Here is a 23757-nt window from a genome sequence, read left to right as displayed (position 1 = left end):
CTGCACGGATTCGGGCTGAAAACGTGCAGTCTTCGTGTACTCGACGGTGGATGGGAAGGGGTCAGGCGGGCTGGTCGGCGAGCTCCTCCTTCTCGGAGAAGTCCATCATCGGGGGCTTGCGACGGAAGCCGCGGGTGAGGGCGGCGAGGTAGATCACGCCCACCAGCATCCAGGAGAGGCCGACGATGAACGTCGTGACGGTCAACGACGTCCACAGCCACACCGTCAGCACGAAGCCGATCGCCGGGCGCACGCCGTAGCGCACCCACTCGCCGGCCGACGGCGCGGTGCGGCCGCCCTTGGGGAACAGGTGGTGCTTGATCACCGACAGATTGACCATCGAGAACGCCGCGAGCGCACCGAACGAGATCATGGTCGCCGCCTGGTCGAGCGTCAGCACCAGCGCCAGCAGCGACACCACCGACACGGCGAGCGCGGCGACCCACGGCGTGCGGAAGCGCGAGTGCAGCCGGCCGAACACCCGCGGCAGCACGCCGTCCCGGCCCATCGAGTAGATGATGCGCGAGACGCTGACCTGGGTCGTCATCCCGGAGCCGAATGCGCCGACCACGTAGACCGCGACGAAGAAGGAGGTGAGGAACGTGCCGCCGACCTTCGCCATGAGGTCGACGCCGGCGGAGTCGACATTCGCGAAATCGCGCCAGTCCGGGTAGACCAGGGCGCCCAGCCACGACACGACGATGAAGATCGCACCGCCGATGAGCGTGGTGAGCACGATGGCGCGCGGGATGTCGCGCTTCGGGTTCTTCGCCTCCTCCGACAGCGTCGACACCGCGTCGAAGCCGAGGAACGACAGGGCGAGCACCGCGGCGCCGGCGAAGATCGGCCCGAGGCCGCCCTTGCCGGGCAGGAACGGCTCGATCAGGCTCGGCGTCTCCGACGACGGGTTCGTCGCCAGCTCCTTGATCGCGAGCACGGCGAACACGACCACGAGCAGCACGGACAGGGCCACGATGGCCGCGTTCAGCCGGTTCACCAGGGTGATGCCGAGCACGTTGAACAGCAGCGTGAGAAGCAGCGCGGCGAGCGCGAACACCCACTGCGGCACGTCGGGGAACTGCGTGTTCAGGTACAGCCCGATCAGCAGGAAGTTGATCATCGGCAGGAACAGGTAGTCGAGCATCAGCGTCCACCCGGTGAGGAAGCCGACGTGGCCGCCGAACGTCTGCTGCGTGTACGTGTACGCGGATCCGGAGACCGGGAACGCGCGCGACATGGCGCCGTAGCTGAGCGCCGTGAACAGCATCGCGACGAGCGCGACGACGTACGCGGAGGGGAGGTGGTTGTCCGTGGTCTCGGTCACGATGCCGTAGGTCGTGAAGACCGTCACGGGCGCGAGGTAGGTGAGCCCGAACAGCACGAGTGCGGTGGGGCCGAGCGCGCGCTTCAGGCTGGGCTGCTGCGGCGGCAGGTCGGTCGTGGTCATGTGGTGCTGCCTCTCTGATGAGTGGTGCAGTGCGATGGGGTGGGGTGTATCAGCTCCGTACGGTGGCCGCGCGGCGGACGCCGGCGACCCAGGTTCCGAGCACGCGGACGGACCGCAGGTCGTGCGGCTCCACGTGACGCGGGTCGGTGTCGAGCCAGACCAGGTCCGGGGCGGACCCCGGACGCAGCTCGCCGCGCTCTGTGCGGGCGAAGGCCTGGCGGGCGACGCCGGAGGAGTAGGCCTCCAGCGCGTCGGTGAGCGGGATGCGCTCGGCGGGGGTCCATCCACCCGCAGGCACCCGGTCGTCGGTCTGGCGGGTGACCGCCGTCGCGACGCCCGGCCGCCAGTCGGCGCTGCTGACCGGCCAGTCGCTCCCGAAGGAGATCGCGGCAGAGCCGAGCAGCGTGCGGATGGGGTACTGCAGTCGTTCGCGCTCGGGGCCGAGACGCGGGATGGTCAGGGCGACCATCATCGGGTCCAGCTGCGCCCAGAGCGGTTCGAAGTTGGCGATGACGCCGAGGGCGGCGAAGCGCGGCAGGTCGACCGGGTCGACCACCTGCACGTGCGCAATCACGGGGCGGCGGTCGCGGGCGCCGTTGCTGCGCTCCACCTCCTCGAAGACGTCGAGGGCGGTGCGGGTGGCGGCGTCCCCGATGGCGTGCAGGTGCAACTGGAAGCCGAGCTTGTCGAAGGTGACGGCCGCGGCGGCGAGCTCGCGCGCATCCCAATTCGGGAGGCCACGGTCGCCGGGGGTGTCGGTGTAGTCGGCGAGCATGGCGGCGGTGTGGTTCTCGATGACGCCGTCGACGAAGACCTTGACCGTCCCGGCGGTGAGCAGCGGGTCGCCGAGCTCCTCGACGCGGCGGCGCGACTCGACGAACTCGGGCACCTGGTCGCGCCAGCGCAGCGGGTCGGCGCGGAGGGCCAGGTTGACGCGGGTGGACAGCAGACCGCGGGAGGACGCCTCCAGGTACGCCTCCACCTCGGGCTGCTCGACCCAGGCGTCCTGCACCCACGCGATCCCGAGCCCGGCGTACTCGGCGGTCGCGAGCCGCAGCGCCTCGACGCGCTCGTCGTGCGTGCGGCCCGGCTCGACCGGGACCAGCAGGTCGACGGCGCCCGGCTCCTGCAGGATGCCGAGCGGTTCCCCGTCGGGACGGCGCGGGATGCGGCCGAGCGCCGGCTCCGGCGTCGTCGCGTCGATCCCGGCGCGGCGCAGCGCCTCCGAGTTCACCCAGACCGTGTGATAGTCCCACGCGCGCAGCACGACGGGGCGGTCGGGCACGGCGGCGTCGAGCCAGCGCGCGTCGAAGAGTCCCTCTGCGGCGAGGGTCGCGTCGTAGCTGGCGCCGTAGATCCACTCCTGCTCGGGATGGGCGTCCGCCCACTCCTTCACGCAGGCGACGATCTCGTCGACCGAGCCGCAGCCGCGCACCTGCGGTCCGAGCTTCTCCAGGCCGCCCTGCAGCGGGTGCGCGTGGCCGTCGCCGAACGCGGGGGCGAGTATGCCGCCGAGCAGGTCGACGGTCTCCTCGGCGGTCCCGCGCAGCGCGAGGGCGTCGGCGCCGACCGCGACGATGCGGCCGTCCTCGACCGCGGCCGCAGTGTGCTCGTCGGCGTCCGCGCGGTAGCTCGAGAGGATCGTCCCGTTGGTGAAGACGGTCGTGGGCATGCAACCTCCGTGTTACGAATAAATGAACGGCGTTCTTTTATTACGTCGGATACTAGGGTGTGATCGAGCCGGAGGGGAAGAGCAATGGCCGAAGTCGATCGCCCGGCCCGCCGCGCGGGCCGCCCCCGGACGACCGTCCTCACCCGCGACCTCATCGCCCACGCGGCCCTCCGCCTGCTCGACGAATCGGGCGCGGACGGCTTCACGATGGCCCGCCTGGCGCAGGCGCTGCGTGTGCGGCCCAGCGCCCTCTACAACCATGTCGACGGCAAGGAGGACGTGATCGCGGCGGTCCGCGAGCTCGTCTCCGACCGCATCGACGTCGGCGTGTTCGCGACCGAACCGTGGGATGCGGCGATGCTCGCGTGGGCGCGCTCGTACCGCGTGGCGTTCGCCGCGCATCCGCCGACCATCGCGCTGCTCGCGACGCTCCCGCTGACCGGCGCGCTGCGCACGATGCACATGTACGACACCGTGGTCGCCGCACTCGTGCGCGCGGGATGGCCGGAGCCGGAGGTGCTGCCCACCATCGTCGCGGTGGAGTCGTTCATCCTCGGATCGGCGCTCGACGCGATCGCCCCGGCCGACATGTTCGACCCTGCCGGAGCCGACGACGCCGTGCCCGCGTTCGCGTCCGCCTACCGCGCCCGCTCAACCGCTCTCGGCGACACACCGCCGGCCGACGCCGCCTTCGAGATCGGCCTGCGCGCGCTGCTCGACGGCCTCCGCGACGGCTACGCGCGCCTCCACACCGGCGCCACCTCCGCCTCCCAGGCCCCCAGCTCCTGAGTTCTTCGACCTCCGCGCGGCGTGTCGCTCGAAGAACTCAGGAGCTGACGGCTGGGGGCGGGTCAGATCCAGTGCTTGCGCTTGAAGATGACGTAGAGGCCGACGCCCATCGCGAGCATCAGGAGGAGCGCGTAGGGATAGCCGAACGCCCAGTGCAGCTCGGGCATGATGCGGAAGTTCATGCCGTACACGGTTCCCACGAGCGTCGGGGTGAACAGGATGGCGGCCCAGCCGGAGATCTTCTTGACCTCGTCGTTCTGCTGCTGGCCGACCAGGGCGGTGTGGACGGTGAGGGCGTTCTGCAGGATCTGGCGGAACCCGTCGGCGCGCTCGGTCACCCGGATGACGTGATCCTCGACATCGCGGAACGCATCCCGCAGGTCCTCATCCTCCTGCCGCGCGAGCAGACCCTGGCGCAGACTGCCCATCACGTCGCGCAGCGGGTCGACCGCGCGCTGGAAGTGCATGACCTCCGTCGAGAGCTCGAAGATGCGGCGCGAGACGCCGCGATCGCCGGAGAACAGCTGGTCCTCGATCTCGTCGATGTCGTCCTCGAGACCCGCGACGACCGGCGCGTACTCGTCGACGATCTCGTCGAGCACGCCGTACAGCGCCGCGACCGGACCGTGCCGAAGGAGCGCGGGGTCGCCCTCCAGCCGGCGGCGGACCCGGGCGAGGTCGGGGCTGTCGAAGTGCCGCACAGTGATGACGAAGTCGTCGCCCAGGAACAGGTGCACCTCGCCGAACTCGACCTTCTCGGTCTCATCGACGTACTCGGCCGGGCGAAGCACCACGAACAGCATCGAGCCGTACTTCTCGACCTTCGCGCGCTGATGGCCCGAGAGCGCGTCCTCCACCGCGAGGGGCGGGAGCCCGAACTCCTTCGCGACCGCGCCGAGCTCGTCCTCGGTGGGGCGGTAGAGGCCGATCCATGCGAACCCTCCGCGGTCGCGGACCGTCTCGCAGGTCTCCTCCAGCGACGGCGGCTCGGTGCGCAGCCCGTCCACGTACACGGCGTTGTCGACGATCACCTCGCCACCGTACCTCGCATCCAGGAGACCGCCCCTAGACTGACCGCTATGTCCCCCGTCGCCTGGCTCGCAGCCGCCCTCGTGCTCGTCGGCGCGTACCCGGCGTACCGGTTCGCGCGCAGGGCGTGGCGACTCCGTGCGACCGGCACGGTCGTCGCCGTCGTGGCCGGCCAGGTCGTGGGCCTCGTGCTCGTGGTCCTCGGCGTCCTGCTCCTCCCCCGCCCCGACCTGGTGGGCGCGGGATGGTTCGTGCTGCTGCTCGCCGCCACCGTCGTGCCGCTCGCCATCGGCGACCTGGTGCAGTCGGCGGACCGGCGGGCGCTGCGGGCGACGATCGCCGGGCTCGCGGCCGCGTCGGCCGTCGCCGTGCTGTGCGCCGCCGCGGTGCCCGGGTTCGCGAGCGCGACCGTGGCGGGGCACGCGGTGCCGGTGAACGAGAAGACCCTCGCCGACGGGTACCAGCTGTCGGTGCGCATCCCGCCGACGGCGTCCGGCTTCTCCGCTCGCGAGGCGCACCTGTTCGTGCCCTCCGGCTGGCTGCGCGACCCGTCCGGCACCCGCCCGGTGGTGGAGATGATGATGGGCCAGCCGGGCAACCCGACCCTCGGGGCGACGCTCGACGCGCTGCACGGCCTCGGCGACGACCGGCTCGCGCAGGCGCCGTTCGTGCTCGTGGTCGACCAGCTCGGCGCCATCGACAAGAACCCGCCGTGCGCCGACACCTCCGCCGGAAAGCTCGACACGTACCTGTCGAAGGACGTCCCGGCCTGGATCGACGCCAACCTCCCCGTCTCGCGCGACCGCACCCAGCGGGTCATCGCCGGGTTCTCCCACGGTGGAGAGTGCGCGGTGTACCTGGCGGCGAAGTATCCCGAGAAGTGGGGCGCCGTCATCGACGTCTCCGGACCCGACAAGCCGGGCGAGCACCGGCCGGTCTTCACGCGCAACACGTACTTCGGCGGCGACCAGGCGGCGTTCGAGGCGACCTGGCCGGCGAACGTCCTCGCCTCGCGCGACTATCCGCAGCCGACCGTCGGCATCTTCGTGACCGGCCAGGAGGACGACCACTTCCGGCCCCAGGTCGAGGCGACGGCGACCGCCGCCGAGAACGCCGGCTGGAAGGTCACCTATTGGGCCGTCCCGGGTGAGGGCCATTCCGGCCCCACCCTCACGAAGGGGCTCGAGACCGGGTACAACCAGCTGATCGGGTCGTGGCTGAAGGCCGGTGCGACGGGTGCAGGCGACCGGCTGCTGTGCCCCGCCGACCAGACCGCGCGGCCCTGTGCCGTGACGCAGGCGGCCGCGGTCGCCGGCACGGTCGCGATGGTCGACCTGTCGGTGCTCGCGCTCTTCCTGATCGTGACGCTCGCGCTGTTCTTCGCGCGACGCGGCGTCGTGCTGCGCCGCACGCCGCTCGACGACTGAGTCGCCCGCCACTCGTCACGAATCGCGGCGATTCGTGACGAAAGCGCGCGATTCGTGACGAGCCACGGCCCGGCTAGGCCTCGACGGCGGCGCGGGACGCGACGAACGCGTCGACGCAGCGGCGGATCTCCTCCTCGGTGTGGGCCGCCGACAGCTGTACCCGGATGCGGGCGCGGCCCTTCGGCACCACCGGGTACGAGAACGCGGTGACGTAGACGCCCTGGCGCTGCATCTCGTCCGCGATCCGCGCCGTGAGCGCCGCATCCCCGAACATGACGGGGACGATGGGATGCGACCCCGGCAGCAGGTCGAAGCCCGCCTCCGACATCAGCCGCCGGAACAGCTCCGCATTGGCCACGAGCTGCGCCCGGAGGTGGTCGGACTGCTCCAGCAGGTCGAGCGCGGCCAGCGTCCCGGCGACGATCGACGGCGCGAGCGTGTTCGAGAACAGGTACGGGCGCGAGCGCTGGCGCAGCAGGTCCACGACCTCGCGGCGGCTGGAGACGTAGCCGCCCGAGGCGCCGCCGAGCGCCTTGCCGAACGTGCCGGTGTAGATGTCGACCCGGTCGGCGACGCCGCAGAACTCCGGCGTGCCGCGGCCGTGCTCGCCGACGAACCCGACGGCGTGCGAGTCGTCGACGAACACCAGCGCGCCGAACTCATCGGCCAGGTCGCAGATCTCGGCGAGCGGGGCGATGTAGCCGTCCATCGAGAAGACGCCGTCGGTGACGATGACCGTGAACCGTGCGCCTGCGTCGCGGGCGGCCTCCAGCTGCGCCCGCAGGTCCGCCAGGTCGCGGTTCTTGTAGCGGTAGCGCTGGGCCTTCGACAGGCGGATGCCGTCGATGATCGAGGCGTGGTTGAGCTCGTCCGAGACGATCGCATCCTCCGCAGAGAACAGCGTCTCGAACACGCCGCCGTTGGCGTCGAAGCAGGAGGAGAACAGGATGGTCGCCTCGGTGCCCAGGAACCGCGACACCCGCCGCTCCAGCTCCAGGTGCTGCTCCTGCGTGCCGCAGATGAACCGTACCGACGCCATCCCGTAGCCCCACTCGTCGAGGGCCGTCTTGGCCGCGTCGCGCAGGGCGGGGTGGTCGGCGAGGCCGAGGTAGTTGTTGGCGCAGAAGTTGAGCACCTGCTGGCCGTCCGCGGTGATGAGCGCCGACTGGGGGCCGTGGATGCTGCGCTCCCGTTTGGTGAGCCCCGCCTCCTCGATCTCCGCCAGCTGCGTCGCGATGTGCTCCTTGAAGCCGCCGTACATGTCTAGACCTCCGTCCAGTCGAGGATGACCTTGCCGCCGCCCGCCGCGGCCGCCGCGGCGAAGCCCTTCTCCCAGTCACGTGCGGGGAAGCGGTCCGAGACGATCGACGCGATGGCGTCGTGCAGCTCCGCGGAGGTCTGCAGCATCGCGCCCATGGCGTTCCAGGTCTCGAACATCTCGCGGCCGTAGATTCCCTTCAGCGTCAGCATGTGCGTGACGACGATCCCCCAGTCGACCGCGATCTTCTCGGACGGGAGCCCCAGCATGGCGATGCGGCCGCCGTGGTTCATGTTCCCGATCATCGACGGCAGCGCGGTCGGCGCCCCGCTCATCTCGAACCCGACGTCGAAGCCCTCCCGCATGCCGAGCGCCTTCTGCGCCTCGCGGATGTCGTGCTTCGAGACGTCCACGGTGAAGTCGGCGCCCATCCCGCGGGCGAGCTCCAGGCGCTGCGCGCTGACGTCGGTGCCGACGATGAACCGTGCGCCGACGTGGCGGGCGACGGCGATCGCCATGAGTCCGATCGGGCCGCATCCGGTGACCAGCACGTCCTCGCCGACGACCGGGAAGGCGAGCGCCGTGTGCACGGCGTTGCCGAGCGGGTCGAACAGCGCGCCGACCTCCGGCTCGATGGCGCTGTGGTGCACCCAGACGTTCGTGGCCGGGAGCACCAGCTGCTCCGCGAAGGCGCCGTCGCGCTGCACGCCAACGCCCTGCGTGCGGATGCACATCTGGCGGCGGCCGGCGCGGCAGTTGCGGCAGGTGCCGCAGACGATGTGGCCCTCGCCGGAGACCAGGTCGCCGACCTCGACGTCGTGCACGAGCGGACCGACCTCGACGACCTCGCCGAAGAACTCGTGGCCGGGGATGAGCGGCGCCTTCACGGCGGAGGCCGCCCAGTCGTCCCAGCGCTGGATGTGCAGGTCGGTTCCGCAGATGCCGGTGCGAAGGACGCGGATCCGGACATCCGCCGGACCCATCTCGGGCTCCGGGACGTCGACCAGCTGGAGACCGGGTGCGGCCTCGCTCTTGTACAGGGCTCTCATCGCAGGCTTCCTCGTGGGAGTGGTGTGCTTCGTCGCGCGGCCGCCGCGCCTTGTGGGCGGGATACGGCCGAGAGAGAGCCTACCTGCGCGACACGGGCCGTAGGGAGCTGCACGACGAACGCCGTCCGGACGCTAGATTCGGCGCAGGGTTTCCGGTGAGGGAACCCGTGACGACACAACGGACATATCAGGGTATGAAGACGACTCCGCTCGAGGCCCGCCGGTTCGGCGAGCTGTTCGACGAGCACCGCGACCGGGTCTTCCGGCACGCGTCGAGGCACGCGGCATCGCGCCAGGACGCGGAGGACATCACCGCCCTCGTGTTCCTGGAGGCCTGGCGCAGACGCGCCGCGATCCGGCTCGTCGACGGCTCGCCGCTCCCCTGGCTGCTGGTGACGACCAACCACGTCGCCAGCAACCACGACCGGGCGCTGCGGCGGCACCGCCGTGCTATGGCGCGGCTGTCGGCACTGGAGGAGGAAGCGGACTTCGCCCCGCAGGTCGACGAGCAGCTGGACGCCTGGCCGCGTCATGCGTCCATCCGGACGGCGTTCGAGCGGCTCTCGTCCCGCGATCGCGACGTCGTCTCGCTCTGCGTCGTCGAGGAGCTGCCGCTGGCGGCGGCCGCAGAGGCCCTCGGTGTTCCGCTCGGGACGGTGAAATCCCGGCTGTCGCGTGCGAAGGCGCGCCTGGCCGCCCTCATGAATGACACCCCCACCGAAGAACTCACCGCAGGAGGTGCGCGATGACCGAGCAGCCCACGTTCGACCCGCGCCGCGCGTCCCTGGTTCGCCGCATGCTCGTCGAGAATGCGGAGGGCACGATCCCGGGACCGCCCAGCGGCTTCCGCAGGGTCGCTCTCGTCGTCGCGCTGGTGATCGCAGCCCTCGGGCTCTCGACGGGCGGTGTCGCGCTGGCGATGTCCGGCGTGCTCCGGCTTCCCGAGTCGCAGCCGCCGGTCGCCGCCACGAGTGCACCGCCCTCGCTGTCGCCGTCGCCGACAGCGACAGCGACAGCGACGCCGACGCCGCCTCCCGCCCCGGCCATGACCGACGACCCGGCCACCTGGGTGATCGGGTTCGGTACGGTCGGCCCCCTGTCGGTCGGCATGGCGGCGGGTGACGCCGACTCGGTGATGGGCGGCTACGTCCTTGAGGACCAGGACGAATGTCCGGTCCGCTACTACACGCGCGACGGCGCACCCCTGGTGGCTCTCACGTACGGAACCGACGGGCGCACGGTGGACTCGATCCAGCTCGGGCTGGGCATCAAGGGGGTCCAGGGGCCGCCGCTCACGGCCGCCGGAATCGGTATCGGTTCGACGCGCGAGGAACTGCTGGCGGCCTACCCGGACATCGCGACGCACGGATCCTACTTCGGCGTGTTCGACAACTACGCGATCACTGACGGAAACGGGAACTGGATCGTGTTCGCGGCGTACAACGACACCGGGATCGTCCGCGGCATCCAGGTCGGCACGGAAGAGACCGTCCGCCCCGAGATCTGCGGCTGACGGCGGCGCTCGCTAGAGTGCTCGCATGAAGCGCGCGCTGATCGTGATCGACCTGCAGAACGAGTACGTCACCGGCAACCTGAAGATCTGCTTCCCTGACCTGATGACGTCCATCCCGAACGTCGAGGTCGCATGGGGTGCGGCCGACGACCACGGCGTGCCGGTGGTCGTGGTGCAGCACCTCGAGGACGAGGGCTCTCCCCTGTTCGCGCGCGGGTCGGCAGGCGCGGCGCTGCACGAGTCGATCGCCGACCGCACCCCCGCCCACGTGGTGACGAAGGGCAGCGTCTCGGCATTCCCCGGCACCGACCTGGAGTCGTGGCTGCGGTCGGAGGGCGTCGACACCGTGACGATCGCCGGGTACATGACGCAGCACTGCTGCGCAGGGACGGCACGGGATGCGGCGGAGCTCGGCTTCACCGTCGAGTTCCTGTCGGACGCCACCGGGACGCTCGACCTCGTCAACGAGGCCGGCGCGATCTCGGCGAACGCCCTCCACCGCTCGGTGCTCGTCACCATGCAGTCCGAGTTCGCCTCGGTCGCGACGACGGAGGAGTGGACGCTGGCCGTCGAGGCGGGCGATACCCTCCCGGCCTCGAACCTGTGGGCAAGCACCGGCCACGCCCGGCTGCCGGAGAAGCACGCCGAGCTGCACAAGCTGATGCGCGAGGTGCGCGCGGGCATCGACCACGACATCGCGGCCGAGGAGGCGCACAACCTCGAGAACACCCTGTACGTCGGCCAGGGCGTCTCCTCCCTCTAGGCCCACTCGCTCTCGCCGAGTTGCGCGTTGTGGCGGGGGAAACGGGGGGTTAGGCGCCCCCACCCGCCACACGGCGGGCGCGGCCGCGGGGGGGGCCGACGACGCGCGGGGGGCGGGGCGGCCCCCCCCCCCCCCCCCCCCCCCCCCCCCGCTGGGGGGGGGTGGGGGGGCAAAATCGGTTTTCCCCCCCCCCCCCCCCCGCAACTCGGCGTCAGCGGCCGAGGGGGCGCCAGACGACGAGCTGGGTGCTCCGGCGCGTGCGGGTGCCGGTCGGCAGCGGGGTGACCTCTCCGGCGGAGCCCGCGGCGAAGACGCGGCGGCCCGGGCGGTTCAGGAGCTCGTCGGCGAGGGCGCTTTCCAGCTCGCGCACGCGGCCGTGCAGCTCGCTCACCTGGTCCTCGAGCTCCAGGATGCGGCGGATGCCCTCCAGGCTGACGCCCTCCGAGCCGAGGCGGGAGATCTCCTGCAGCTTCTCGACGTCGCGCATCGAGTAACGGCGCGACTTGCCGGCGGTGCGGCTGGGGCTGACGAGGCCGAGCCGGTCGTACTGGCGGAGCGTTTGCGGGTGCATCCCCGCCAGCTCCGCCGCGATCGAGATCACGAAGACCGGGCTGTGCTCGTCCATCGTCAGCTCCGGGCCTTCGCCAGGAGGTCGTCGCGCGGGTTCTCCGCGGGGAGCGCCGCGGCGAACTCCTCCAGCTTCTCCTTGGCCTCGGCGGAGAGGTGCGACGGGACGGCCACCTGGACGACGGCGAGCAGGTCGCCCGTGCCCTTGCTCGTCTCCACGCCCCGGCCCTTGACCCGCAGCACGCGGCCGCTCGGGGTTCCGGGCGCGACGCGCAGCTTCACCGGGTCGCCGCCGAGGGTCGGGACCTCGATGGTCGCGCCGAGCGCGGCCTCCGCGAACGTGACCGGCACGTTCACCCGGAGGTTGAGGCCCTCGCGCTCGAACACCGGGTGCTTGCGCACGGTGACGGTGAGCACGATGTCGCCCGCCTCGCCGCCGTCGGGGCTCGGCTGGCCCTTGCCGCGCAGCTTGATCTTCTGGCCGTCCGCCACGCCTGCAGGGATCTTCACCTTGATCGGCTTGCCGTCCGCGGCCTGCAGCGTGATGGTCTCGCCCTTGGTGGCGGTCACGAAGTCGATGGTGGTGTGGGCGGTCACGTCGCGGCCGCGGGTGGGGCCGCCGTAACCGCGGAAGCCACCGGAGGACGAGCCGAACCGTCCGTTGCCGAACAGTCCGCCGAACACGTCGTCGAACTGCCCGCCCTGCTGGAAGGTGTATCGCTGGTTGCCGCCCTGGCCGAACATCCCGCCGAAGACGTCGTCGAAGCCGCCCGCACCTGCGCCGCCGCCGGGCGCAGTGAACCGGGCGCCGGAGCCCATCGCGCGGATCTGGTCGTACTCCTTGCGCTCCTCGGGGTCGCTGAGCACCGAGTAGGCCTCGCTGATCTCCTTGAACTTCGCCTCCGCGGCAGCGTCGCCGGGGTTCGAGTCGGGGTGGTACTTGCGCGCGAGCTTGCGGTACGTCTTCTTGAGGTCCGCCTCGCTGACGTCCTTGGAGACGCCAAGCACCTTGTAGAAGTCCTTGTCGAACCAGTCCTGGCTAGCCACGGGCGCCTCCTCTCAGTCGTTGTGGGTCGTGGATGAAGTCTGCATGAGTCGTGCAGGCACGGCGACCGGAGCGGCGGGGATCGCGTCCCCGCCGCTCCGCCGTGCGCTGCTGCCGGGTCAGGCCGGCACCGCGACGACGACCTTCGCCACCCGGACGGTGGTGGAGCCCAGCCGGTAGCCGGTCTCGACCACCTCGGCGACGGTGTCGGCCGTCACGCCGGGGGTGGGCTGCTGGAAGATCGCCTCATGGATCTGCGGGTCGAAGGGCTCGCCCTTCTCGCCGTACGGGGTGAGGCCGAGGCGCTCGACCGCTGCGCGCAGCTTGCCCGCGATGGCCGAGAACGCGGTGCCCTCGCCCAGATCGCCGTGCTTCTCCGCGCGCTCGAGGTCGTCGAGCACCGGGATGAGCCCCTTCACCGCGTCACCGACCGCTCGCTCGCGCTCGATCTCGCGGTTGGCCTCGGTGCGCTTGCGGTAGTTCGCGTACTCCGCGGTCACCCGCTGGAGGTCGGCGAGACGTTCCGCCGCGAGCTGCTCGCCCGTGGTCTGGCCGGAGAGGATGTCGAGGTCGTCGTCGCTCAGGACGCCGCCCTCCTCCTCCGTGCCTTCGCCCTCGGCCGGACCGACGTCGACGAGCTCCTCGTGGGAGAGGTCGTGCTCGCCGCCGTCGGCCGGCTCACCCTCGGGCTGCCGGACCTTCCCGGTCTCGGGGTCGATCCTCCGCTTGTCGCGGATGATCGGCTCCTCGTGTTCCGGCTCCTGCGAGCCGCCGTTCTGGTCCGACATGCTTACTTCTTCTCCTCGTCGTCGACGACCTCGGCGTCGATGACGTCCTCGTCGTCGGAGGACGACTCGCCCTGCGGCGCGTCACCCGCGTCGCCGGCCGGCGCCTCGGAGGGCTGGGCGGACGAGTAGATCGCCTCGCCGAGCTTCTGCTGGCTCGCGCTCAGCTTCTCGTACGCGGTCTTCACGGCCTCGTCGTCGTCGCCGGCGAGAGCCGTCTTCAGACCGTCGACGTCGCCCTGGACCTCGTTCTTGACGTCCTCCGGGAGCTTGTCCTCGTTGTCCTTGATCAGCTTCTCGATCGAGTAGACGAGCTGCTCGGCCTGGTTGCGGGTCTCGGCGGACTCGCGGCGCTTCTTGTCCTCCGCCGCGTGCTCCTCGGCCTCGCGCACCATGCGGTCGATGTCCTCCTTCGGCAGGCTGGACCCGCCGGTGATGGTCATCGACTGCTCCTTGCCGGTGCCCTTGTCCTTGGCGGACACGTGCACGATGCCGTTGGCGTCGATGTCGAAGGTGACCTCGATCTGCGGGATACCGCGGGGGGCCGGGGCGATGCCGGTCAGCTCGAAGGTGCCGAGCGGCTTGTTGTCGCGGGTGAACTCGCGCTCGCCCTGGAAGACCTGGATCGCGACGGACGGCTGGTTGTCGTCGGCCGTGGTGAAGGTCTCGCTGCGCTTGGTCGGGATGGCCGTGTTGCGCTCGATGAGCTTGGTCATGATCCCGCCCTTGGTCTCGATGCCGAGGGACAGCGGGGTGACGTCGATGAGGAGGACGTCCTTGCGCTCGCCCTTCAGGACACCGGCCTGCAGGGCGGCGCCGACGGCGACGACCTCGTCCGGGTTGACGCCCTTGTTGGGCTCCTTGCCGGTCTCCTGCTTCACGAGCTCGGAGACGGCCGGCATACGGGTCGAGCCGCCGACCAGCACGACGTGGGCGATGTCGGACACCTTGATGCCGGCCTCGCGGATGACGTCCTGGAACGGCTTCTTGGTGCGGTCGAGGAGGTCGCTGGTCATCTGCTCGAACTGGGCGCGGGTGAGCGTCTCGTCGAGGTTGGCCGGGCCGTTCTCGGTCAGCGAGAGGTAGGGCAGCTGGATGCTGGTCGACATGCTCGACGAAAGCTCCTTCTTGGCCTGCTCCGCCGCCTCCTTCAGGCGCTGCAGGGCGATCTTGTCGTTGCTGACGTCGACGCCCGTGGTCTCCTTGAACTTCTTGATCAGCCAGTCGACGATGCGCTGGTCCCAGTCGTCGCCGCCGAGGCGGTTGTCACCGGCCGTCGAACGCACCTGGATGGTCGAGAAGTCGTCGTCCTTGCCCACCTCGAGCAGGGAGACGTCGAAGGTGCCGCCACCGAGGTCGAAGACGAGGATGAGCTCGTCCTCCTTGCCCTTGTCGAGGCCGTACGCGAGCGCGGCCGCGGTCGGCTCGTTGATGATGCGGAGGACGTTGAGGCCCGCGATCTCGCCGGCCTCCTTGGTGGCCTGGCGCTCGGCGTCGTTGAAGTACGCCGGCACGGTGATGACCGCGTCGGTGACGGTGTCGCCGAGGTACTGCTCCGCATCCCGCTTGAGCTTCTGCAGGATGCGCGCGGAGATCTCCTGCGGCGTGTACTTCTTGCCGTCGATCTCCTTGGTCCAGTTCGTGCCCATGTGGCGCTTGACGGACGCGATGGTGCGGTCGACGTTGGTGACCGCCTGACGCTTCGCGGTCTCGCCGACGAGGACCTCGCCGTCCTTGGTGAAGGCGACCACCGACGGGGTGGTGCGGAAACCCTCCGCGTTCGCGATGACCGTGGGCTCGCCGCCCTCGAGCACCGAGACGACGGAGTTGGTCGTTCCGAGGTCGATACCTACTGCACGTGACATGTGTGCTTCTCTCCTTTGTTGCTGGCTCGTGGCCGTGAAAGTCCGGGGTCAAGACTTGAGCCTCGACGACTCAAGACTGTCACCCGCGGTCGGATGCTGTCAAGACGTCGATCCTCAAACTTGAGTACACCTGACTCAACTTTCAGGAGGTTCGAAGTATTCCGGTGGAACGGCACCGTCTTTCGACGGTCGCGCTCCTCCCGTAGCCTGACGCCACGTTCGACCCGTGGCCCGCGACGGCCGGGGGTCTTCATCGCAGCAGGGACGAGGGTTGAGGACGCTGGCAGCCGGAGGGGTTCGCATCGGCGTCGCGGTCGCCGTCGCGCTGACCGCCGCCGGTGCGATGGCGCCCGCCGTCCAGCCGGTCCACGAGGTCTCGTCCGCTGCCGCCGCCCGCTCGACCCAGCCGGCGTGTGCGCCCGACCCGGGTTACGCATCCTGCGTCGTGTTCCCCTCGTACGGGGTCGACCAGCGGTTCGATGTCCCGGACGGCGTGAGCACCGTCTTCGTGAAGGCGTGGGGTGCCGGGGGTGGCGGCAGGGCGCAAGCGGGCGGCGCCGATCACGGAGGAGGCGGCGGCTTCGCGCAGGGCGCCCTTGCCGTGTCGCCGGGCGAGAGCCTTCTCGTGATCGTCGGCTCCGGCGGCTCCGCGGGACGCAGCAACGCCGCTCCCGACCCGGCGTACGGCGGCGGGGGCGCGGGCGGGCGCGACACCTACAGCTCGTACCGCGGCGGGAGCGGCGGCGGCCGGTCGGCCGTGCAGCTCCAGGAGGGCACGGACGCCATCACGGCCGGAGGCGGGGGCGGGATGAGCGGTGCGACGGCGGTGAGCCCGCCGACGAGCAACGGCGGAGGGGGCGGAGGCCTCACCGGCGAGAGCGGTGGCGGCAACGGGCCGGGCGGGATCGGGGGGTGCCAGCCCGTTCCAGGCGCCGGCGGCGGGGGTGGGACGCAGACCGCGGGAGGCGTCCCCGGGGTCAGCAGCGCGAACTGGCCCGGCGGCCCGGGCACGCAGTACCAGGGCGGTGTCGGCGGTCCGTCCTCCCGGTCGAACGCGGGCGCGGGAGGCGGCGGTGGCGGCGGCTACTTCGGCGGGGGCGGCGGCGCGGGCAACGGCTACGGGTGCGCGCAGGAGGGCGCCGGCGGCGGCGGTTCCGGGTTCGTGGGCGGCGCCGGCGGCGGGCTCACGGTCGCAGCCGTGGGCGCCGCACCCGCCAGGGCGGACGACCCGCATTACGTCGCGGGCATCGGCACGGGAGGCGGCGGCCTTCAAGCGGGCGGCGACGGCCTGGTCGTACTGCAGTTCTCGTCCGCGCCCACGGTCGCCAAGAGCTTCACGCCGGAGCGGATCGTCGCCGGCGGCACCTCCACCCTGACCATCGTGCTGACGAATCCGAACAACGCCGCTCTCACCGGAGCCGCGCTGACGGACGCGCTCCCACCCAGCGCGCTCGTGGCGGCCGGGCCGGCGGCGGCCAGCACGTGCGGCGGCGTCCTCTCGGCGGTGCCCGGCCAGGCCGCCGTCGGGCTGAGCGACGGGGTCATCCCGGCCGCCGGCTCCTGCACGATCGAGGTACCGGTGACCGCCGACGCCGCGGGCGGCTACGTCAACACCATCCCGGCAGGGGCGGTGAGCACGGCCGACGGCGTCGGCAATGCGGCGCCGGCCTCCGCGACCCTCGACGTGGATGCAGCGGAGCCGGCGCTCACGCTGGTCAAGTCGTCGAGCGTGACCCGGGACGACCAGTACGTCGCCGGAGACCCGATGACCTTCGTCTTCGTGGTGACCAACACGGGCAACGTGACGCTGTCATCGCTCGCACTCACCGAGGTCGCCTTCAGCGGGCACGGCGCCGTCGCGCTCGACTGCTCCTCGATCGGCACGCAGTCGCTCGGCCCAGGCGAGTCGACCTCCTGCACAGGGACCTACGCGGTGGACCAGGCCGACATCGACTCGGGCGCGACGACGATCTCGAACACCGCCGAGGCCACGGCCGTCGGCCCGCAGGGCGTACCGGCCCCGCCGAGCAGCTCGACGAGCGTCGCGGTGCTCGCCCCGGTCTCCGCCCTCAGCCTCGTGAAGACCGGCGCGCCGTCCCCGACCGACGGGGACGGGCGGGTCGCGGTGGGCGGCAGCATCGCCTGGTCGTTCGCCGTCGCCAACATCGGGGTCACCACGATCGCGGGAGTCGCCGTCACCGATCCGCTCGGCGGTGCGGTCGAGTGCGACGCCTCCGACCTCGCGCCCGGCGCCTCCACCGTGTGCCGCGCTCAGCGTCCGCACCTCGTCTCGGAGCGGGACGCCGCCGCCGGCTCGGTCGACAACATCGCGCGGGCGGCCGGCAACACGCTCTTCGGGCTGCACGTGGCGTCCGAGTTCGCCGGGGTGAGCGTCCCGGTCGCCCCGGCCGTCGTCGTCCCTCCCGTGTCTCCGGGCGGGGTTCCGGGGCTCCCGGAGGGGCCCGGCGGCGGGCAGCCGGGCGCACCGCCCGGCTCGTCCGCGCTCGCGGCGACCGGGAGCGCCCCGGCCGGCGCGTGGTCCGCGGTGGCGATGACGCTGCTCGGCGCCGCCTTCGTGGTGCGCAGCATCCGGAGGCGTAAGGGCGCCCGCTGACCCGATTCACACCCACCGCACAAGCGCCCTCGCTAGCGTCGATCGCATGGACCCGGACCCCGTAGCCCCGCTCCTCTCGACCCGCGCGATCGAGGCGTTGCAGAGCATCGACCCCGCGACACTCAGCGAAGTGCAGGCGTTCAGGGACGATTTCGCGCGGTTCATCATGCCGTACAAGTTCGGCATCGACGAGATCTCCACCAAGGTCGGCATCCTGCGCGAGGAGTTCGCCGAGCTGCACGACTACAACCCAATTGAGCACATCTCCTCCCGGCTCAAGTCGCCGGAGAGCATCGAGCAGAAGGTCGTCCGCAAGAACTGCGAGCCCAGCTTCGACGCCATCCGGGAGGCCATCACCGACATTGCGGGCATCCGGATCGTCTGCAGCTTCCAGTCGGACGTCTACCGCGTGTTCGACCTGCTGACGGCGCAGGCGGACGTGCGCGTGCTGCGGGTGAAGGACTACATCGCGCACCCCAAGCCGAACGGGTACAAGAGCCTGCACGTGATCGTCGAGGTGCCCGTCTTCCTCAGCGAGGGCCCGGTGATGGTGCCGGTCGAGATCCAACTGCGGACGGTCGCGATGGACTTCTGGGCGAGCCTGGAGCACAAGATCTACTACAAGTACGACGGCGAGGTGCCGGAGGGCCTGCTCCGCGACCTCACCGACGCGGCGGGCACGGCGAACCAGCTGGACGTCACGATGGAGAACCTGCACCGGCAGGTCCGCGGCGACGACCGCGGCACCGTCTACAGCCTCCCCGCCTCGAACTGACCGCGGTCGCGTCGTTCACCGCCCGTTCCCGGGGCGGCGCTACGGTGGGCGCATGACCACCGATGTTCCGCGGGGCGCGGGCGACGACGCCCTGGTGACCACGACGAGCCCGCTCTTCGCCGACAGCGCGACCGACCGCCGCATCCCGCGCCGCTGGGTGGTGTCGTGGGCCGCGTGGGACTGGGGCGGAGCGGCGTTCAACGCCGTCATCACGACGTTCGTGTTCACGGTGTACCTCACCAGCAGCCTGTTCGTCGACCCGGCGGTCGTCGCGGCGCGCGACGCCGAGGCGGGCGGGTCGGGACCGGCGCACACCGCCTACGACGCGGCCGTCGCGGTGCTGTCGAGCGGCCTCGCCTGGGGCGTCGGCATCGCCGGGGCGGTCGTCGCCCTGATCGCGCCCGTGCTCGGGCAGCGCACGGACGGGTCTGGACGGCGCAAGCTGTGGCTCGGGATCAACACCGGCGTGGTCGTCGTGGTCACGGCTCTGATGTTCTTCGTCGTCGGCGAGCCGTCGTACTTCCTGTTCGGGGTCGCGCTCGTCGCGATCGGCACGGTCTTCTACGAGATCGCGACGGTCAACTACAACGCCATGCTGGTGCAGGTGTCCACGCCGAAGACGGTCGGGCGCGTGAGCGGATTCGGCTGGGGCGCCGGGTACCTCGGCGGCATCGTGCTGCTGCTCATCGTGTACTTCGGGATGGTCGTCGGCGACGGCGGGCTGCTGCATGTGCCGACGGAGGCCGGGCTCAACATCCGGATCATCGCGCTCATCGCGGCGGCCTGGACGCTGATCTTCTCCCTCCCCGTGCTGTTCGTCGTGCCGGAGATCCCGCCGAACGCCCGCACCCCGCGGGTCGGCTTCTTCCGCTCCTACGCCGTGCTGGTGCGCGACATCGGGAGGCTGTGGAAGGAGAGCAAGAACACCGTGCTGTTCCTCATCGCCTCGGCGCTGTTCCGCGACGGCCTGGTCGGCGTGTTCACGTTCGGCGGCATCCTCGCGCAGGGCACGTTCGGCTTCACCAGCGGCCAGGTGATCATCTTCGCGATCGCGGCGAACGTCGTCGCGGGGGTGAGCACGCTGCTCTCCGGCCGCCTGGACGACCGGTTCGGGCCGAAGGCGGTGATCGTGACCTCGCTGGTCGGGCTGATCGTCGCCGGCCTCGCGGTGTTCTTCACCCACGGCCTCGGGGCGGCGGCGTTCTGGGTCGGCGGGCTGGTGCTGTGCCTGTTCGTCGGGCCGGCGCAGTCGGCGAGCCGGACCTTCCTCGCCCGCGTGACGCCGAGCGGACGCGAGGGCGAGGTCTTCGGGCTGTACGCGACGACGGGGCGTGCGGTGTCGTTCCTCGCGCCGGTGCTGTTCGCGGTGTTCGTCGCGGTCGGAGGCGCACAGTTCTGGGGCATCCTCGCGATCGTGCTCGTGCTGGCCATGGGGCTCGCGCTGCTCCTCCCCGTGAAGGCGCCGCCCCGAGCATCCTGACCCGGCGCGTTTCGTGACGAACGGGCGCCGTTCGTGACGAATCGGGGCGATTCGTCACCAATCGCGCGGCGGGGTTGGCGCCGTTCGTGACGAATGGGCGCCGTTCGTCACGAAACGGGGCGGTTCGTGACGAATCGCGCAGTCAGTCGGGGCGGGGCCAGGCGCGGACGAAGCGGTCGAAGAGCTCGGCGAAGGTCCGCGCCTCCTCCGGGGTGAAGCCCGAGAGCGCGGTCTCGACAGCCGAACGGCGGTGCGTGCGCAGCTCGGTCAGCTGCTCGCGGCCGGACGCGGTGAGCTGGATGAGCGCGCGCCGCGCATCCGACGGGTCCGGGACGCGGCGCACCAGCCCGCGCTCGACCCCCTCCTGCACGAGCCGGCTGGCGCGCGGCTGGTCGACGCCGATCGCGGCGGCGACGCCGCTGACCGACAGGCTGCTGCCCTCGGCGTCGGCCGCTTCGAGCGCCTCGAGCATGCGCACGCGCGCGATCCGGCCGAGCGATCCGTCGCGGGAGCGGCGGCCAGGCCCCTGCAGGGCGGAATCCCCGAACGGCGCCCCGCCGGGGCCGAACGGCGCGTGCGCCCCGGGGTCATGCGAGCCCGAGTCGTGGGAGCCCTGGCCGTGGCCCGCCCCGCCCGGCCCGAAAGGACCTGCGCCGTACGGACCGGCGCCCCAGTGGCTGCCGCGCCGGCCGTGCCCGTGCTGGTGCCCCATGCCGTCGGCCCATGGCGGCCGCCGCCGGGACTGGTCGCGCCGCACGGCGAGCAACGCGTGCTCGATCATCGCCACCGTGTCCGCTCCTGGCGGACGGGACTCGTCTTGACCTTCACCGCTCATGCATGTAACTATACATTTACTTGTAACAGTACATGCAATCGAAAGGAGAGTTACCGATGACATCCATCGACGACTCCACTCAGACGCCGCCCGGATACTGGTTCGGCGTGATCGAAGGCCGGCTGCACCAGCGCATGCGCGACACGCTCGCCGACCTCGGACTGCGCCGCGGAAGCTGGCGCATCCTGCACACCCTCGCCGACGACCCTGCGACCGCCGACGAGCTGGCCGCGCGGCTCCCCCACGGCGACCGCAGGCCTGGACGCGCCCCCTTCGGCGACTTCGGCGGCGGACGCGGGCGCGCCCACGGCTACGGACGCCACCCGGGGTGGCGCTCGCAGGAGCCGCGCGACGAGCGCGACGTCGCCGCTCAGGCCGAGCGACAGCACCACGAGCACCACGAGCACCACGACGGACACGAGCACGCCTTCGAGCGCGGCTACGAGCGCGGCTTCGACCGCGGCTTCGCCCTGGGCGCCCTGCGCGGCCCGTACGCGCACTCCCCGTGGATGGGCGCCCCCTGGGCTCCCGGCCACCCCGGTGCGCCCTGGTCGCACGGGTACGGCCGCGGCGGGCAGCCGGGACCCGGTGCGCACGGCCGCCCGCACCACCACGAGGGCCGACGCGGGCACCGCATCCAGCGCGTCCTCGCCGACTTCGTCGAGCGCGGCTGGGTCTGGTTCGACGGCGACCGCGCCACCCTGACCGACGAGGGCCGTGCCGCCCACGACGCCGCCTTCGAGCGGGTCGAGACGGTGCGCGCGGAGCTCGTGAACGGCATCCCGGAGGCCGACTACGCCACCACGATGGCGACCCTGGAGGCCATGGCACGCAACCTCGGCTGGCGCCCAGCGGGCAGCGACCTCCCGGAGGACGGCCAGGCGGGCGCGCCTAGTATGGACGCATGACGCCACCGCGCGAAGAGGTCGTGCTGCTCGCCGAGGACGGAACGCCCATCGGCACAGCCGATAAGGCGACGGTGCACACGACGGAGACGCCCCTGCACCTGGCCTTCTCGTGCCACCTCTTCGACGGCGAGGGCCGCATCCTGGTCACGCGCCGGGCGCTCGGCAAGGCGACCTGGCCGGGCGTCTGGACCAACTCGTTCTGCGGCCACCCCGGCCCGGGCGAGGGATTCGAGGATGCGGTCCGCCGCCGCGCGTCCGACGAGCTCGGCGCGCGGATCGACAACCTCGCGCCGGTGCTGCCCGACTTCCGCTACCGCGCGGTCGACGCGGCCGGCATCGTCGAGTACGAGGTGTGCCCGGTCTTCACGGCGACGGTCGTGGGCGAGCTCGACCCGTCGCCGGCAGAGGTGGCCGAGTGGACGTGGGCGGACCCACGCTCGCTGCTGGCCGCCATCGAGGCGACACCATGGGCGTTCAGCCCCTGGCTGACCCTCCAGCTGCCCGCCCTCTACGCCGACCGGAGCGTCGAAGCTTCGGGTCAGCTGTGAGTACCACTCACTATTTTCCACCTGTGCAATGAACTGTGGATAACTCAGGTCGTCGTATGCCTGCGGCCGAATCCCTGAGCGCGCTCATCAGGTCGCCCAGACCCGGTCGACCGAGAGCGTCGGCACGAACGCGTGCCCGGCTCCGACCGCATCCGGAGCCTCGGGGAAGTCGAACACCGCCAGCATGAGCTGAAGCGGGTACTGCGGCGGAGCATCGAGGATGCGGACCACCCGGCCGTCCACTCGGAATGTCGCCTCGTCCCCGTCCAGATGCACCTCGTACGCGTGCGGCTCGCGCACGTCGATCTGCAGTGGGACGCGCTCGAAATCCTCCGCCAGCCGCGGATCGCGGAACGCGTGGAACCCCATGCCGACGAGGGCATCGTCCTCGCCCACGTCGCGCCCGAAGACCTCCATGACGCACACCTCGCCGCTCCGCTCCGGCCGGTCTTCGAAGCCGACCAGCCACAGCGACGCCATCGATCGCCGGTCGAGGTAGAGCGAGGCGCGCATCCCGACGGTCCCGCGCTCGATCAGGCAGCCGCGGAACTCCTGCTGCTCCTCGCGCACGCGCAGTCCGTCGCGGTACGGCTGCTGCCCGATCGTCGACCCGACCGGCCCCGAGAAGTTGCCGGTCTGCAGTCCGGAGACCCGCAGCGGCGGCTCGTGGTCGCCCTCGCACCACAGCCCCTGCTCTGGCGGGATGCTCAGCTCGAGGTGCGAGTCGTGGATGAGGTGGCTCGCCCGCGTCGCGGCGAGCGAACTCCACGCGGGCAGGTAGTGCGGGAGCCAGACGCTGCGGTCGAGCCCCGGCTCGTCGAAGTCGTCGAACACCGCGGACCCCTCACGCCGTCCTGACCGCGTCGATGTGCTGCTCCAGCCACCAGGTGCGACCCTCGTCGTCGGAGACCCAGCCGTCCCACTCGAAGGACTCGTCGGTGATGTTGGAGAAGTTCCAGCGGATCGGGCGCCCGTCGGTCTGCGTGCCGTCCTGCCGGATGCCGTCGCGCCGGTGCGGCGTCGCGACCAGGGTGCAGAAGTCGCCGCTCGCCGCGCCGAACCAGTTCACCCGCCACGCGCCGAGGGCGGTGTCGTACACCCGGATAGTCGAGCCACGGCCGCGGATCCCCTCCGGGTCGCTCTCGTCGCGGATGACGAGCACGTCCTGCACAGCGCGGCCGCCGAGCGTGTAGGCGAAGAGCCACTCGTTGACCGACTCGCCCCACACCCCGGTGGCCTCGTCGAGCAGGCGGACGTCGGCCCGCCAGCTGCCGACCAGGCGGCCGAACAACTGCATCCGCTGCGGGTTCTCCGGCATGGGACCTGGACTGATCAGGGCCCGTGCGAACGCCGCGTCGGTGGTCTCGCTCATGGTGCCCCTTTCGGTC

Annotated in this window: 22 protein-coding genes; 10 read left to right on the top strand and 12 right to left on the bottom strand. The window is 71.3% G+C overall.

Annotation, left to right across the window (positions count from 1 at the left end; genetic code table 11):
- Positions 1-61 precede the first annotated feature (61 nt).
- A complete protein-coding gene (locus tag P5G59_RS07045; RefSeq protein WP_301217325.1) occupies positions 62-1447 on the bottom strand; it encodes an APC family permease in 1386 nt (461 codons plus the stop codon).
- A 49-nt stretch (positions 1448-1496) separates the two neighbouring features.
- The gene (locus P5G59_RS07040; RefSeq protein WP_301217323.1) at positions 1497-3119 is read right to left on the bottom strand and encodes an amidohydrolase; all 1623 of its coding nucleotides are present in this window, start codon (positions 3117-3119) and stop codon (positions 1497-1499) included.
- 84 nt (positions 3120-3203) lie between these two features.
- On the opposite strand from P5G59_RS07040, the gene P5G59_RS07035 reads away from it, so the two are divergent.
- Entirely contained in the window at positions 3204-3908 is a 705-nt protein-coding gene (locus P5G59_RS07035) for a TetR/AcrR family transcriptional regulator C-terminal domain-containing protein (RefSeq protein ID WP_301217321.1), read from the top strand.
- Positions 3909-3970: 62 nt separating this feature from the next.
- On the opposite strand, the gene corA is transcribed toward P5G59_RS07035, so the two are convergent.
- Positions 3971-4939, bottom strand: coding sequence for a magnesium/cobalt transporter CorA (gene corA / locus P5G59_RS07030; RefSeq protein ID WP_301217319.1), 969 nt, complete (start codon positions 4937-4939; stop codon positions 3971-3973).
- A gap of 48 nt (positions 4940-4987) precedes the next feature.
- Here corA and P5G59_RS07025 point away from each other — a divergent pair, with 48 nt between their 5' ends.
- Positions 4988-6364 (top strand): alpha/beta hydrolase-fold protein, encoded by a 1377-nt coding sequence (locus tag P5G59_RS07025; protein WP_301217317.1) that lies wholly within the window; start codon positions 4988-4990, stop codon positions 6362-6364.
- A 73-nt stretch (positions 6365-6437) separates the two neighbouring features.
- On the opposite strand, the gene P5G59_RS07020 is transcribed toward P5G59_RS07025, so the two are convergent.
- Both P5G59_RS07020 and tdh read right to left on the bottom strand, forming a co-directional pair.
- Positions 6438-7625 carry a glycine C-acetyltransferase gene (locus P5G59_RS07020; protein WP_301217315.1) on the bottom strand — a complete coding sequence of 396 codons (1188 nt, stop codon included), beginning with the start codon at positions 7623-7625 and terminating at the stop codon, positions 6438-6440.
- Between the two features lie 2 nt (positions 7626-7627).
- Positions 7628-8671, bottom strand: coding sequence for an L-threonine 3-dehydrogenase (tdh, locus tag P5G59_RS07015; RefSeq protein WP_301217313.1), 1044 nt, complete (start codon positions 8669-8671; stop codon positions 7628-7630).
- 194 nt (positions 8672-8865) lie between these two features.
- Between tdh and P5G59_RS07010 the strand changes: the two genes are divergently transcribed.
- Genes P5G59_RS07010 through P5G59_RS07000 form a run of 3 tightly spaced genes read left to right on the top strand, consistent with a single transcriptional unit; the run spans position 8866 to position 10947 of the window.
- On the top strand, positions 8866-9420 hold the full coding sequence (locus P5G59_RS07010; protein ID WP_301217311.1) for an RNA polymerase sigma factor: 555 nt from the start codon (positions 8866-8868) through the stop codon (positions 9418-9420).
- Entirely contained in the window at positions 9417-10184 is a 768-nt protein-coding gene (locus P5G59_RS07005; protein ID WP_301217309.1) for a hypothetical protein, read from the top strand. The genes P5G59_RS07010 and P5G59_RS07005 overlap by 4 nt, the downstream gene beginning before the upstream one ends.
- A gap of 25 nt (positions 10185-10209) precedes the next feature.
- Complete coding sequence (locus tag P5G59_RS07000; RefSeq protein WP_301217307.1) at positions 10210-10947, top strand: cysteine hydrolase family protein; 738 nt, start codon at positions 10210-10212, stop codon at positions 10945-10947.
- A gap of 211 nt (positions 10948-11158) precedes the next feature.
- Here the strand turns inward: P5G59_RS07000 and P5G59_RS06995 are convergent, their stop codons facing one another.
- The 4 genes from P5G59_RS06995 to dnaK all read right to left on the bottom strand — a co-directional run bounded on the left by P5G59_RS06995 (position 11159) and on the right by dnaK (position 15209).
- Positions 11159-11572, bottom strand: coding sequence for a heat shock protein transcriptional repressor HspR (locus tag P5G59_RS06995; RefSeq protein ID WP_301217305.1), 414 nt, complete (start codon positions 11570-11572; stop codon positions 11159-11161).
- Positions 11573-11574: 2 nt separating this feature from the next.
- Complete coding sequence (locus P5G59_RS06990; RefSeq protein WP_301217303.1) at positions 11575-12561, bottom strand: DnaJ C-terminal domain-containing protein; 987 nt, start codon at positions 12559-12561, stop codon at positions 11575-11577.
- Between the two features lie 117 nt (positions 12562-12678).
- A complete protein-coding gene (locus tag P5G59_RS06985) occupies positions 12679-13347 on the bottom strand; it encodes a nucleotide exchange factor GrpE (RefSeq protein ID WP_301217301.1) in 669 nt (222 codons plus the stop codon).
- A gap of 2 nt (positions 13348-13349) precedes the next feature.
- The gene (gene dnaK, locus P5G59_RS06980) at positions 13350-15209 is read right to left on the bottom strand and encodes a molecular chaperone DnaK (protein ID WP_301217299.1); all 1860 of its coding nucleotides are present in this window, start codon (positions 15207-15209) and stop codon (positions 13350-13352) included.
- A 271-nt stretch (positions 15210-15480) separates the two neighbouring features.
- Between dnaK and P5G59_RS06975 the strand changes: the two genes are divergently transcribed.
- The 3 genes from P5G59_RS06975 to P5G59_RS06965 are packed head-to-tail and all read left to right on the top strand — an operon-like array spanning position 15481 to position 20078.
- Positions 15481-17823 carry a DUF7507 domain-containing protein gene (locus P5G59_RS06975; RefSeq protein ID WP_301217297.1) on the top strand — a complete coding sequence of 781 codons (2343 nt, stop codon included), beginning with the start codon at positions 15481-15483 and terminating at the stop codon, positions 17821-17823.
- A gap of 46 nt (positions 17824-17869) precedes the next feature.
- Positions 17870-18598: a GTP pyrophosphokinase gene (locus tag P5G59_RS06970; protein ID WP_301217296.1), complete on the top strand. Its 729-nt coding sequence runs from the start codon at positions 17870-17872 to the stop codon at positions 18596-18598.
- Between the two features lie 52 nt (positions 18599-18650).
- A complete protein-coding gene (locus P5G59_RS06965) occupies positions 18651-20078 on the top strand; it encodes an MFS transporter (RefSeq protein ID WP_301217294.1) in 1428 nt (475 codons plus the stop codon).
- Between the two features lie 142 nt (positions 20079-20220).
- Here the strand turns inward: P5G59_RS06965 and P5G59_RS06960 are convergent, their stop codons facing one another.
- Positions 20221-20913, bottom strand: a complete 693-nt coding sequence (locus P5G59_RS06960; RefSeq protein ID WP_301217292.1) for a MarR family winged helix-turn-helix transcriptional regulator — start codon at positions 20911-20913, stop codon at positions 20221-20223.
- A 56-nt stretch (positions 20914-20969) separates the two neighbouring features.
- Here P5G59_RS06960 and P5G59_RS06955 point away from each other — a divergent pair, with 56 nt between their 5' ends.
- Positions 20970-21821 (top strand): hypothetical protein, encoded by an 852-nt coding sequence (locus P5G59_RS06955; RefSeq protein ID WP_301217290.1) that lies wholly within the window; start codon positions 20970-20972, stop codon positions 21819-21821.
- Positions 21818-22369, top strand: a complete 552-nt coding sequence (idi, locus tag P5G59_RS06950) for an isopentenyl-diphosphate Delta-isomerase (protein WP_301217288.1) — start codon at positions 21818-21820, stop codon at positions 22367-22369. The genes P5G59_RS06955 and idi overlap by 4 nt, the downstream gene beginning before the upstream one ends.
- Positions 22370-22456: 87 nt before the next feature.
- Here the strand turns inward: idi and P5G59_RS06945 are convergent, their stop codons facing one another.
- Both P5G59_RS06945 and P5G59_RS06940 read right to left on the bottom strand, forming a co-directional pair.
- The gene (locus P5G59_RS06945; RefSeq protein WP_301217286.1) at positions 22457-23203 is read right to left on the bottom strand and encodes a glycoside hydrolase family 16 protein; all 747 of its coding nucleotides are present in this window, start codon (positions 23201-23203) and stop codon (positions 22457-22459) included.
- Positions 23204-23213: 10 nt separating this feature from the next.
- Positions 23214-23741, bottom strand: a complete 528-nt coding sequence (locus tag P5G59_RS06940) for a hypothetical protein (protein WP_301217284.1) — start codon at positions 23739-23741, stop codon at positions 23214-23216.
- Positions 23742-23757 lie beyond the last annotated feature (16 nt).

The sequence above is a fragment of the Leifsonia virtsii genome (genome assembly GCF_030433675.1).
In the GTDB taxonomy this organism is placed as follows: Bacteria; Actinomycetota; Actinomycetes; order Actinomycetales; family Microbacteriaceae; genus Leifsonia; species Leifsonia virtsii.
Note: the sequence above shows the minus strand (reverse complement) of the source record. Positions and strands in the feature narration are given on the sequence as shown.